Source organism: Hahella sp. HN01 (assembly GCF_018986435.1).
GTDB lineage: Bacteria > Pseudomonadota > Gammaproteobacteria > Pseudomonadales > Oleiphilaceae > Hahella.
On record NZ_JAHMIN010000016.1, the window covers coordinates 105,240 to 117,473 of the forward strand.

Annotated in this window: 10 protein-coding genes; 5 read left to right on the forward strand and 5 right to left on the reverse strand. The window is 55.2% G+C overall.

The window, feature by feature from the left end; all coding sequences use genetic code 11:
• Window positions 1-31: 31 nt before the first annotated feature.
• On the forward strand, window positions 32-826 hold the full coding sequence (locus KP814_RS16700; protein WP_253938433.1) for an ABC transporter substrate-binding protein: 795 nt from the start codon (window positions 32-34) through the stop codon (window positions 824-826).
• A gap of 53 nt (window positions 827-879) precedes the next feature.
• Window positions 880-1,644 (forward strand): ABC transporter substrate-binding protein, encoded by a 765-nt coding sequence (locus KP814_RS16705; RefSeq protein ID WP_216737811.1) that lies wholly within the window; start codon window positions 880-882, stop codon window positions 1,642-1,644.
• Window positions 1,645-1,668: 24 nt separating this feature from the next.
• Here the strand turns inward: KP814_RS16705 and KP814_RS16710 are convergent, their stop codons facing one another.
• Window positions 1,669-2,040: an MmcQ/YjbR family DNA-binding protein gene (locus tag KP814_RS16710; protein WP_216737812.1), complete on the reverse strand. Its 372-nt coding sequence runs from the start codon at window positions 2,038-2,040 to the stop codon at window positions 1,669-1,671.
• Between the two features lie 389 nt (window positions 2,041-2,429).
• Between KP814_RS16710 and KP814_RS16715 the strand changes: the two genes are divergently transcribed.
• Both KP814_RS16715 and KP814_RS16720 read left to right on the forward strand, forming a co-directional pair.
• Window positions 2,430-4,007 carry a carboxylesterase/lipase family protein gene (locus tag KP814_RS16715; protein ID WP_216737813.1) on the forward strand — a complete coding sequence of 526 codons (1,578 nt, stop codon included), beginning with the start codon at window positions 2,430-2,432 and terminating at the stop codon, window positions 4,005-4,007.
• Window positions 4,008-4,155: 148 nt separating this feature from the next.
• Window positions 4,156-5,079, forward strand: coding sequence for a recombination-associated protein RdgC (locus KP814_RS16720; RefSeq protein WP_216737814.1), 924 nt, complete (start codon window positions 4,156-4,158; stop codon window positions 5,077-5,079).
• A 66-nt stretch (window positions 5,080-5,145) separates the two neighbouring features.
• Here KP814_RS16720 and KP814_RS16725 read toward each other — a convergent pair whose 3' ends face one another.
• Window positions 5,146-7,878 (reverse strand): bifunctional acetate--CoA ligase family protein/GNAT family N-acetyltransferase, encoded by a 2,733-nt coding sequence (locus KP814_RS16725; protein WP_216737815.1) that lies wholly within the window; start codon window positions 7,876-7,878, stop codon window positions 5,146-5,148.
• A 246-nt stretch (window positions 7,879-8,124) separates the two neighbouring features.
• Between KP814_RS16725 and KP814_RS16730 the strand changes: the two genes are divergently transcribed.
• Window positions 8,125-9,048 carry a histone deacetylase family protein gene (locus KP814_RS16730; RefSeq protein ID WP_127969403.1) on the forward strand — a complete coding sequence of 308 codons (924 nt, stop codon included), beginning with the start codon at window positions 8,125-8,127 and terminating at the stop codon, window positions 9,046-9,048.
• A gap of 102 nt (window positions 9,049-9,150) precedes the next feature.
• Here KP814_RS16730 and fliS read toward each other — a convergent pair whose 3' ends face one another.
• From fliS to KP814_RS16745, 3 genes are all read right to left on the reverse strand, one after another.
• On the reverse strand, window positions 9,151-9,546 hold the full coding sequence (gene fliS / locus KP814_RS16735) for a flagellar export chaperone FliS (protein ID WP_127969402.1): 396 nt from the start codon (window positions 9,544-9,546) through the stop codon (window positions 9,151-9,153).
• Window positions 9,547-9,607: 61 nt separating this feature from the next.
• Window positions 9,608-11,578 (reverse strand): flagellar filament capping protein FliD, encoded by a 1,971-nt coding sequence (gene fliD, locus KP814_RS16740; RefSeq protein ID WP_216737816.1) that lies wholly within the window; start codon window positions 11,576-11,578, stop codon window positions 9,608-9,610.
• Between the two features lie 129 nt (window positions 11,579-11,707).
• Window positions 11,708-12,154 (reverse strand): flagellar protein FlaG, encoded by a 447-nt coding sequence (locus KP814_RS16745; protein ID WP_216737817.1) that lies wholly within the window; start codon window positions 12,152-12,154, stop codon window positions 11,708-11,710.
• Window positions 12,155-12,234: the final 80 nt, after the last annotated feature.

Here is a 12,234-nt window from a genome sequence, read left to right on the forward strand (position 1 = left end):
TCTAATAAACCGTATCCAGCCTATGGGCCATATGAAAGCATTCAGCATCATCGCCTTTTTTCTCCTGCTGGCCGGGTATACGAGGGCTGACGCACAAAGCATAGTCCTGCTTATGGACGAGTCGTATCCGCCATACAGCTATGTCGAAAACAATGAAGCCAAAGGCATCTATGTCGACTTCATCAAAGAGGCGATGGACTCCATTCCTGACTACAAGGTCAAGTTTAAGCCGCTTCCCTGGAAAAGAGCGCTCAATCTGGTTGAAACCGGACGCGCCTTCGCCGTGTTCCCGCCCTACTATCGCCCAGTCAGTCGCAGTTGGATGGATTATTCGGTTCCTCTTTTTAAAGAGACGGTCGTGCTATTTACGCCTCCCGAGTTGCTGGAACGCCTCAAGCCCACTCGCTGGCCGGAGGATTATAAAGGCCTGCGTATCGGCCTGCAGCTGGGGTTCGCCACGCTATCGCCGCAACAAAAGGAGCTGTTCGTCATTTCTGAGTCGCCCAATATTCTGACCAATCTGAAACAAATCGCGCTGAACCGCATCGATGGTCATCCCAATGATTATCTATCGGTGGTGTGGACGTTGGAGCACAACCGCCAGGACCCGGCTTTGGCCACTCTGGAAATCACTCCCGCCGCGATTATTAATGAGGAGGTCGCCTACCTCGCCTTTTCCAATATCCAGCCCGAACAATGGCCGTATCGGGCGGATTTTATCGCCAAAATGAATCAGTCCCTGGCGCGTATGAGGGATAAGAACCGGTTGCAGCAGATCGTCAACAAATGGACCCGAGACGTAAATGCCCCCGCCGCCGGCCATTGATGTGTCCACATGCTCGCTTTTTTACTCATGACAACCACTGAAGAGGAGTCCGTATGAAAAGAATAATTCTATTCGCCGCCCTGATGTTGGGATTCGTGGGGTTCGCCGCCGCGCAGTCCGTCACCCTGTTGATGGATGAAGCCTATCCTCCTTATAGCTATGCGGAAAACGGCAAACCCAAGGGAATATATGTGGACATCATCATGGAGGCGGCCAAGCTGACGCCAGACTACGCGATCACGCTAAAACCTTTGCCCTGGAAGCGCGCACTGGCGCAAATGGAGAGCGGCGAAGAGTTTGCGCTGTTTCCTCCTTATTATCGTCCAGAAGATCGCCCATGGATGGATTACTCCATTCCCTTGCTGACAGAGACAGTCGCGATGTTCGTCACGCAGGACATGGCCAGCAAAAAGCAATTGAGCAAGTGGCCGGATGACTTCAAAGGCTTGCGCGTTGGTTTACAGAGCGGTTACGCCACTTTGTCCGACGAAGAGAAAGCCATGTTCACCATGAGTCAGGCCTCGGATATTGTCGCCAACCTTAAAAAAATGGCGGCGGGACGTATAGACGCTCACCCCAACGACAAGCTATCCGTCATGTGGACGCTGGAAAACAACCGTTCCGACCCAACGCTGAAAGACCTGAAGATCGAACCGGCGGCGGTCATCAGTGAAGAAGTCGCCTATCTGGCGTTCTCAAATACCAAAAACCAGAGCTTCCCCTATCGCGAAGACTTCATCTCGAAGATGAAAGCGGCGGTCGAGCAACTGAAGCAAAGCGGCAAACTGCAGGAAATTATCGACAGCTGGACCAAGTAGCGCCTTAGTCCGCCGCGCTCCGCTTTATGCGTCCGAGGACAGCTGCGCCAACGCCAGGCGACGCTTTTTCGGCAGTCCCGCGGCGGCTTTGTCGTAGGACCAGTCGATCAGCTCACGCAGATAGTCTTCGTTAAACGCGGCGGCGTCCACGATAGACACCCAGTGAAACCGGTGCATGTAGCGCGCCGGTTTCACCCCTTCCTGATCCGTCAATTCGAGAAAGCGCTCAGGGCTGGTTCTCATACTGAAACGCCAGCGTTCCGGCGCGCTGGTTTTAAAGTAGGCGAACTTCCGCCCCAGCACGTAAAACACCAGAATATTGGAAGGCTCGCCATACTCGATCCGCTCCACGCCAGGAAGTGAAAGGCAGTAGCGTTTGATTTCATCGATATTCATTGGACAAGACTCAGACGCTGCATGGGGCGCATCAAATAACTCACTGTTATATCCGGCTGCAAACGGGATATCCATTGAAAACTATTAATGGGTGACGCCAGATATAAATACAAGCCGCGGAACCGCGCCGCGTCGCCATCCATAAGGGGCTTCCTAACGCCCTGACTATAAAAGACTTTTAATTCACCCTGCCAAAATATAACAAATGGACTATAGCAAGCACGGCGCAAACCGCCCATAAATCAACGCCATGTTAATACGCAGGCGCAGGGATGCGCCTGCGCGGCGTCCAGCCGCGGGAGGCAGAGCCTGACCTGTGCAGGCCCTGCCGTTGCAGACAAATAGAAGGACGCTATTTGTCTGCCTGGTAATAGTTCAAGGGTTTTAGAATGCACTCAGGAAACACCGGATACAAAGTCTTAACAACATTGGCCAAAGCGATGCTGCTTTCCGGGTTATTACTGTCCGGCGCCCAGGCGGAAGACCTTAACGGCCCGCTGGCGCAGACCAAGTCAGGACTGATCAGAGGCGTCAGCGAACTTGGCGTACGCGCTTTCAAAGGTATTCCCTACGCCGCGCCGCCCATCAAAGAAAACCGCTGGCGCCGGCCGCAGCCGGTTCAGCCCTGGAGCGGCGTACGCGTTACGTCTCAGTTTGGCCCGGCGTGCGCCCAATCCGCGCAAGAAGATCCCAACACCAGGCTGTCAGCCCCCTCAGTCAGTGAAGACTGCCTGACGCTCAATGTCTGGACGCCTTCCTCGCCAATAGGCGCGCCCGATGCGCCTAAGCCGGTCATGGTCTGGCTGCACGGCGGAGACTTCCGCAGCGGCGTCGTCAGCTATCCGCTGAGCAACGGCGCACAGCTGGCGAACCAAGGGGTTGTGGTAGTCACGATCAACTATCGTCTGGGATATTTTGGCTTCTTTGATCATCCCGCCCTGGTTCGCGAGGACGTCACCACGCCGGCAAACTTTGGGCTGCTGGACCAGATCGAAGCCTTGAAATGGGTGCAGGAAAACATCAGCGCCTTTGGCGGCGATCCCGGCAATGTCACCTTGGCGGGAGACGACGCTGGCGCGGTCAGCGCTTACTACCTCATGGCCTCCCCTAAAGCGCTGGGATTGTTTCATAAAGTCATTGCTCAAAGCGGCGATCCCTGGCTCAAGCTGGAAGACCGCAATCAGGCGAAAAAGTCCGGCATGAAAGCAGCGACGCAAGCCGGCGTCGCCGCCGATGCCGACGCAGCCCAACTACGCGCTATTCCCGCCGGAACCTTAATAAAGCTGAATAGCGAGTTGCCGCCAGATGCGGCGTTCGGTCCGATCATCGGCGACGAGGCCGCGCCTTACACCTTATTGGATGCGGTGGATCGCAAACTGATCGCGCCGGTTCCCCTGCTGACTGGCGTCAACAGCTATGAAGTCAGCATCGCGCCGCAGCTGAACCTGACCCAGGAAACCATTCTGGCGCCGCTGGGCGATCAGAAGGACGCCGCCCGCGCCCTGTATCCGGAAGACTGGAGCGACACCCAGTTTGCGGAAAAAGTATTTTCCGATATGCGCTACAACGCCCCCAATCGCTGGCTGGCGTTAGAGCAATCCAACCGCTCCAGCGCCTGGTTCTACTACTTCAACTACGCGCCGCAATATCTGCGCGAGCAGTTCTCCGGAACGCCTCACGGCTGGCACCTGCCTTTCACATTCGGCACTTACAGCCTGATTCCAGAGATGTACGCCAATTTCCGGCCTCAGGACATCACCATGGCGCAGCGCTTTCAGCGCTACCTGGTTAACTTTATGCGCAGCGCTTCTCCCAGCGACCCCACGTTGCCGAACTGGCCAGCTTACAACGCCCAGAATCAGATCATGATGGTATTGGGCGACGCCGCCGAACCCATGGCGGGCCTGTTTCGCCAGCGGATTGAATTTTTCACGACGCTTTACCGCAACAGCAATAAAAAATATTGATTCGCGATCAGGGCCGGCGCCAATGCGCGCCCTCGCCCTGCCGTCGTCCGCGCGGAACGGGAATTACGAAACCTCAACTAGCCAAATTCCTCCTGGTCCACCATAATTCCCGGCCCGATTTCCTTCTTCACTAAGAAAATAGAGACCTATGCTTTTCAAAAACGCACTGATTTATCGTTTCACCAAACCCGTGCCCTGGCCTTTGGAAGACCTGGAAACCGGTTTGAGCGAACATGCTTTCACCCCCTGCCAGGCCAACGACACTTATCGTCTGGGTTGGGTTCCCGCTGCGCCTCTGGTCAGCGACGCGTTGGTCTATCAACAAGGCCGCTATCTGTTGCTGACTCTGAAACGGGAAGAGAAAATTCTGCCCGCCAGCGTCATTAAGGAAGAAGTCGAAGAACGCGCTCAGGAAATCGAAGAGCGCGAGCAGCGCAAATTGCGCAAGAAGGAAAAGAACGAATTAAAAGAACAGGTCATCACGGTTCTGCTGCCTCAGGCGTTTAAGCGTTCGCGTCTGATGTCCGCCTACATTGATCTGGATAAAGGTCTGCTGGTCGTGGATACGTCCTCTGGGACTCGTGCGGACGAGTTCACCTCCTTTCTGCGTCAGTCCATGGGCACGCTGCCAATTCGTTTCGTCGCGCTGAATGAGGCTCCTGCGGTGCATTTCTCCGACTGGGTGCAGAAAGACAACACCCCGACGCCTTTCGTTTCCGGCGATAACTGTGAGCTGCGCTCCGGCGACGGCTCCGACACTGTTATTCGCTGCAAAGGCACCGAGTCTTTGACGGACGCTATCTCCACGCATATTGAAAACGGCATGCAGGTGACGCAACTGTCCCTGGAGTGGGATGAGAAGCTGAGCTTTGCGGTCAGCGACGACCTGAAGATCAAACGCATCAAGTTTATGGACACCCTGCAGGAACAGTTGAAGGACGGCGATACTGGCGAAGCCGCCGAGCGTTTCGCCGCCGACTTCAGCCTGATGACCCTTGAGTTCTCCCGCATGACGGAAGACCTGATCAAGGTTCTGGGCGGGGAAGACATGTCTGCAGTGATTCAAGAGTAAATCACACTCGCCGCGCGGGCCGAATCCAAACCTGATGGACCGGCTCGCGCAGTTTCACAGTTCAACCTATTTGTACTTCAAGCGCTCCGCCTGCCACTCATCCGGCGCGTTTAACGGCAAACGCAGAGCCATAACCCCTTCCTCATCATCGTAACGAATACTGAATCCCAGCTTTTCCGCCAGACGCAGCATCGGCTTATTGTCCGGCAACACTGAGCCCACCATTTCCACCGTGCCTTTTTCCCGGCAGTACTCAATGATCTTGCGCATCAGCACCCACCCCAGGTTTTCTCCACGCAGGTCATCACGCACGATGATGGCGAACTCACACTGCAGATTGTCCGCATCAGTCCACGCACGCACGGTGCCAAGAGTATCCTCACCGTAACCGCTCTCCTTCGGAGACATGGCGATAAAGGCCATTTCCCGGTCATAGTCGATCTGCAGCATCTGCACCATTTCGTCATGTGTGAAGGATTTCCGATAGTGGAAGAAGCGATAACGTATCGATTCCGGCGACAGGCCGGAATAAAACTCGATGTGGCTCGGCTCATCCTCTCCACGCACCGGGCGAATTTCCGCCTTGCGCTTCGATTTGGGCAGCATGATCCATTCCCGCAGCTCTTGTGGATAAGGCTGGATCGCCAGCTTCGCCGGCTTGTCGAGATCAATCATGGCGTTGACCGCCACCGCGCCGTGTTTATCGAAATACAGCGGCATGACCTCAAGCCCTTTGATTTCAGGGATATCGATAATGATCTGCGACAGAATCACCAGGGTTTCGCAGATTTTGGCGATGTCCTGCTCCGGGTTATAGCTATAGTCTTTCAACAGGCGAAACATATGCGTCTGCAGCAAAAGATCCCGAGCCAGCACCATGTTCAACGGCGGCAGAGCGAGCTTGCGATCCGCCGACACATTCACCGCCGCGCCGCTGGCGCCGCACACCATTAAAGGCCCAAACACCGGATCGCGGGTGACCCCCAAACTGAACCCTACTCCGCCAACCGTCTGAAAACTGGGCTGCACGGCGAAACCTAAAAAGCCGCTGTCCGGGAAATGTTCCCTGTAATGCGTCAACAGGTAGCGACAGGAATCGCGAATGGATGCTTCCTCCACCAGCCCCTTCACCCTGCCCTTGTAGCGACCGCGGCCGGTCTTCTCGTCTTTAAAAGGGATACAGCTGTGCTCGTGTAAAATGCGGATGTCCACTGGCGAGCCAAACTCCCGCGCCACTTCCACTACCTGCTCTTCGGTTTCGCAGTAGCGGGTATCCTGCATATTGATGCCGTAGTCAGTGAGAATCTGCCGCGACTCCGCATTGGTCAACACCCGCCGTCCTGACGCGTATATCTTCTGTATGGTCTTGCGCGCACGGGAACGGTCCACTATCGGGTCGGTGTAGGACTCCGGCGTTTCCCGCAACACCCGCTGGCTGCGTTGGTGATTGACCATATGCATGAAGGCTTTTACCGCCTTATCCGGCGTGGAGAACGTAGGCACGCCACTGTGGAAAAACGCTTCCCTGGCGTCATACACCGTACTGTGGCCCAGCCAGCAGGTGAAAATATTCAGATGAGAACGCTTACCCGCTTCTATCACCGCATCCGCCACTTGCAGACTATCTTCGGTCAGGGACGGGGCGTACAACACCAATACATTGGACACGTGCGGATCGCGTCCGAGTATCTCCAGGGTGCGGCGATACAGCTCCGGGTTGGCGTCATAGTTGAGATCAATCGGGTTACGACGCGTCCAATAAGGCGGCAGATGCTTACCCAGTTCACTCACCGTTTCCGGCGACAGCGAACCCAACTCGCCATTTAGAGACGCCAACCGATCCACCGCCAGCACCCCAGGTCCCAGACCGTTGCTGATAATGTGCAAAGGCTCGCCGCGCACCGGTTTCATCCGGGTTAACGTCTCCAGCGCATCGAACATCTCATCGGCGCCGTTAACCCGCAACACCCCGGCGCGCCGGAATACCGCATCGAAAATCTTGTCGCCGTCCACGACCCCCAGGGGCAGCTCCGCAGGACGCCATTGCGATGCCGGAGTGCGTCCGCTTTTCACTGCGATCACCAGCTTCCCCCGCGACACCGCCCGCACGGCGGAAATAAAACGCCGGGGCGAATGAATGTTCTCCATGTGCAGCAAAATGGCTTTGGTGCTGCGATCCTGGGCCAGGTAATCGATCAGATCGTCCAGCCCGACGTCAATGCCGTCTCCCAGGGTAGTTAGGTGCGAAAAGCCAATTCCCCGGGTGAACGCCCAGTCAATCACAGCACTGGCGAGAGAGCCGGACTGGCCGATATAAGCGATCTTGCCCGGCAACACGCCCATATGCATATAAGTCGCGTTCAGATTGCTGGCTGGGGACAACATACCGATGGTTTCCGGCCCTAGGATACGGATGCCGTACTCAGAAGCGATTTCCTGCACGGAATACATCAGCGGCCGGCCGCTGCGGCTGTGGGTGCGAGACAAGCCGCCAGTCAGGATCATCGCGGTTTTAACCTTGACGTTTCCCAGCACCCGAACAATGCGCGGCACGCTCTCCGGCGGCGTACAGATAATGGCCAAGTCCGGCCGAAACGGCATTTGCTGGGGCCGTTTCACACAGGGGACGCCATGCACGTCGTGATAGCCCTTGTCATTCACCACCACCAGACGGCCTGAATAGTCCGTGGACATCAGATTACGCAACACCATGCCGCCCAGATTATTGGAGCGTTCGGACGCGCCAATCACCGCGATGGACTTAGGGTTGAACAACGCTTCTAAATGTCGGGTTCCCAATCTGTTTTCTCCATTTGCGTTGACAGGCTCCGGACCCGGCGACTGCGGAAACGCCGCCGATATCTAAGATACATAGACCAATACCGGCCACTTTGACAGATATCAAGATCCCCCGCTTTGACTGACTTGGCGTAATTCGATGCGCCCACCTCAATCGCGGGCGCGGACTATAACATTCGCCCCATCTCCGGTTTCAAGCCGTTATCGCTTTGCAGTAGACTAAAAGCCTCTAAAAGGAAAACAAAGATGAAAACCGCCCTTTTCTATCATAAAGACTGTACATTGCACGACATGGGCGAGGGGCATCCCGAAAGCCCCATGCGATTACAGGCGATTATGGACCGGCTTGAGCACGCCGGCATACTGCAGGAAGTGGATCTGGTCGAGCCGCAGGAAACCGACCGCGACAAAATCATTCGGGTGCATCCCTCCCGCTACGTTGAACAACTGGAAAATCTGAATCCGGACAAAGGCCGCATCATGGTCGATCCAGATACGGCATTGATGCGTCACAGCATGCGCGCCGCCTATCTGGCTGCGGGTTCTGCGGTAGAGGCGGCGGATATGGTGCTCAGCGGCCAGGCGAACACCGCCTTTTGCGCCGTGCGTCCCCCTGGCCATCATGCGGAACGCAGCAAATCCATGGGCTTCTGCTTCTTCAACAATATCGCCATCGCCGCCCGCCACGCCATGGACTTTCATGGTCTGGAGCGCATCGCCATCGTGGATTTCGACGTGCATCAGGGCAACGGCACGGTGGACATCTTTCAGGATGATCCGCGGGTCCTTTTCTGCTCCAGCTTTGAGTATCCGCTGTATCCGTTCAGTCACCATGCGGTGGATCGCCCCAACATCATCAATACGCCGCTGGACGCCCACACTCGGGGCCTGCAATTCCGGCGTAGCGTTGAAAGAGACTGGCTCGCCCGCCTGCAGGATCACCGTCCGCAACTGATACTTATCTCAGCGGGCTTCGACGCCCATAAACATGATCCCCTGGCGCACCTGGAGCTGGAAGAAAGGGACTACCGCTGGATCACGCGCTTATTGATGGACGTGGCCCGGGTTTACAGCAGTGGGCGCATCGTTTCTATTCTGGAAGGCGGTTATAACCTGAACGCCCTGTCCGCCAGTGTGGAGGCGCACATGGAAGGTTTGATGGGGAATTGAAACGCCGCATGAGCGAGGACTTAACCTTGTTTAGAAGCTCCGCCCGCCAACAGCGGACGGAGTTTCCATAAGGTTGCGGGAAAGCGGCCTGTTCAGGCCAGGTTAGACGAGACCTTTTTCCAACGCTTCCTGACGAATGCCGTCCCAGCCGTTCTTGACTTGCTTCAACAAGCCCGCCACTTCATCCAGAATGGTCGCGTCATTTTGCAGGTTGGCTTCAAACAAGCGACGCTCCATGTATTCGTACAAAGCATCCAGGCGCTCTGCGATGTCGCCGCCTTTTTCTTTGTCCAGGAACTCGCGCAAACCGCCGACGATTTCAACCGCCTTGCCGATCAGCCGATTTTTGCCTTCAAAGTTATTGGCGAGAATCTGCCCTTTCGCCATGGTAATGCGCTCCAGCGCACCGTCGAACAATAGCTGGATCAACTTGTGCCCATCCGCATCGACAATGCTGGTCTGACGATTCACGCTCTGATACTGATGTAACGCGTTCATTGTAATAGCAACCTCATAATTACTCGTCTGTGATCTTAAGCGCCTGGATCAGGCCCTTCGCTTAACCCTTGCTTCCAGTGGTGCTGGCCACCAGCGCTTCCAGCTGCGTGGACAAAAAGTTTTCCGTGTTCTTGAGCTGGGAAATAATCAAATCCGCCGCGGTGAACTGACGCGCCAGCCGATCCGTCAAGGCCGTAATGCGATCGTTCAACTCCGTCCGGTCTTCAGAGATTTTTTCCAGCTGTGAATTAAAGCCATTGATGGCGACCGTAATCAAACCGTCGGCGGACAGATAATTGTTCACCAGGTCGACCATCTGGTCTCCCACCCCTTCAATATAAGTCGCTGTGCCGCGTGCGCCAGTGGCGCCGCCGGTAATTTGCAGCTTGAGCCCTTTCGAGTCTCCGTCCGCAGAGGTCAGATACTGGCCCTTACCGGTAGCGGCTTTCCCATTGATCGTGCCAGCGACATCCAGGCCATCTACGCCGGTGGCGACTGTCAAACCCAGCTGCGCCGCGGTATTGGTGTCGATGGCGGTAATCTCGACCTTGGACGTACTGCCATATTCTCCAGAGGTGAACACCAGCTGGTTACTGCCGTCCAACGAAACAGTCACGCCAGAGCCTGCGATATTGGTGTCCGCATCCAGCTGAGTCTGAATTTCCGCAAGCAGCTCACTGTCAGTATAGGTGCCGGCGGTCAGGGTAATGGTGTTGGACTCCACCCCGTTGACTTTGATCTTGAAGGTGTCGTTATCCGCATCAATGACTGTTGAGCCGCCCAGCGCCACATTGCCGGTGAAAGCGCCCTGCGTCGCCACCTGAGTGATATCAACGGCGTATGAGCCAATCTTGGTATTTATCCCGGCGCTGACGTACTTGACCTGCGCATCCGTCGTACGCCCCTGGTCGGCGAACAAAGCCGCTACGTCATTCGGATAACTTTGCAGCTTGTTTTGGAACGTGAGGCTGTTGAACTCCAGTTGTCCCGATTCTGAGTTGGTCGTAATTCCCAATTCAGACAAACTACGGACGTTAGCGCTTTCCAGCCCGGGAACAATTGAACTCAGCGTAGAGCGCAACTGAGTGGAGATAGTGCGCACAGTGGAGCTGCCCAGCAAAGTGCCTTTTTCTCCGGTATCACTGTCAAAAGCGGTGACTTCGCTAATGATTTCCTGCAAAGCATTATATTTATCCACTAAATCCTGGACCCTTTCGGTCACAGCATTCAGGTCTTTGCTAACGGTAACGTTGACTGCGCTTGCGGTTTCAGCATTTAAAGTCAGAGTCAGGCCGTCCACCACGTCATCGACGGTGTTCAACGAACGGGTGATGGATACGCCATTCAAAGTAAAGGCGGCGTCTTCCGCTGCGACGTCCTGAGTTAAATTCTGGTTGGTGGCGTTATAAATAAACTGGGAGATCCCCGAACCATCCGTACTGTTGCCATCGTTATCCGTCGCTGCGATAGAGATCGCATTCGCCACACCGGTTTTTGAAGCGGATAACACAAGCTGGTAGGAGGAGCCGTTGTAGATAACGGAGGAGTTAACATCCAGTCCCATATCGTTAATAGCGTCGGACAACCCCTGCAACGTATTGTTACTGCTATCAACGGTCAGGTTTTTAGTGACGCCGCCGACAGTGAAAGACAGCGTGCCTGTTCCTACAGTGGTGGTATCTTTATCAACGAAAGTGCCGGAGCTCAATGATTGCGCAACGGCCAGATTGCTGACGGTGAGCGCATATGAACCAGTTTTCGCAGAGGTGTTGGCGGTGACGCCAACAGCAGAGCCGCTGGAAGTCGCCGTGTTGCTGGACATCGCTTCCGGCGTGCTCAATGTACGAGCGGATAAACGCAGGTCGGTAATTGCGCTTTTCAGACGACTCAAGTCGCTGAGTTTGGCCGTCACTTCATCTTCTTTGAGATTCAGCCTTTTTTCCGTCGGCTCACGCTCAGCACTGGCCAGCTTCTCGATTAAATCGCTGGTCAATACTCCCGAGCCGATGCCTATTGAAGAAACGCTTGCCATGTGACGCCAACCTCGCGGATTGTGTGTACGATCATATCTTTATTTATCGGCAAAAAGGGGCAAAACTTTGCCCCTTTTTTTGTTACGGATCGTAAATTCCTGCCGAACCCTATCTGATTCCGCCAAGCCTCACGCCTTGGCGGAAAACAGATTAACTGGTTCATCCTGCTGCAAGTTGCGAGCCAGCTTAAGGGCCAAGTCATCGGGAATCTGTCTCACTACTTCTTTTGTAGTTCTGTCCAAAACAGTAATGACCGTTCTTCCCGAGACCTCATCCAATTCGAACTGCAGGTCACGCTGCACAGATTGAACGTATTCATTCAACTTGGTCACCGCTTCCCTAAGCTCGTGGCTTTGCTCCCTCTCCAACTGTTGCTGTTGCTTATTGGCAATGTCGTTGGTGGGCTGGGCTGCAGAGCTCTGCTTCGCAGCCTGCGTATCAGGCGTAGACGTTGCTACCCCGGACTTAACCTTAGGTTCAATCGGAGGTGACGACGTCGCGGACTGAGCAGACGGCAGGTTCACGGGTTTAGTGACCGCCGCCATACTCAGTTCAGTAGTCTTAACGTCATTCATATCTCACCTCTTAGCATGTCTTAACGCTTAAACCGGCCGGAAGAGAACATCCGGCCGGTATTTCACGTTAGTTCACTCCG

Bases quoted from the DNA above. Each gene is read 5' to 3' on its own strand.
- KP814_RS16700 (WP_253938433.1), top strand. From the start codon at position 32: ATGAAAGCATTCAGCATCATCGCCTTTTTTCTCCTGCTGGCCGGGTAT.
- KP814_RS16705 (WP_216737811.1), top strand. From the start codon at position 880: ATGAAAAGAATAATTCTATTCGCCGCCCTGATGTTGGGATTCGTGGGG.
- KP814_RS16710 (WP_216737812.1), bottom strand. From the start codon at position 2,040: ATGAATATCGATGAAATCAAACGCTACTGCCTTTCACTTCCTGGCGTG.
- KP814_RS16715 (WP_216737813.1), top strand. From the start codon at position 2,430: ATGCACTCAGGAAACACCGGATACAAAGTCTTAACAACATTGGCCAAA.
- KP814_RS16720 (WP_216737814.1), top strand. From the start codon at position 4,156: ATGCTTTTCAAAAACGCACTGATTTATCGTTTCACCAAACCCGTGCCC.
- KP814_RS16730 (WP_127969403.1), top strand. From the start codon at position 8,125: ATGAAAACCGCCCTTTTCTATCATAAAGACTGTACATTGCACGACATG.
- fliS (WP_127969402.1), bottom strand. From the start codon at position 9,546: ATGAACGCGTTACATCAGTATCAGAGCGTGAATCGTCAGACCAGCATT.
- fliD (WP_216737816.1), bottom strand. From the start codon at position 11,578: ATGGCAAGCGTTTCTTCAATAGGCATCGGCTCGGGAGTATTGACCAGC.
- KP814_RS16745 (WP_216737817.1), bottom strand. From the start codon at position 12,154: ATGAATGACGTTAAGACTACTGAACTGAGTATGGCGGCGGTCACTAAA.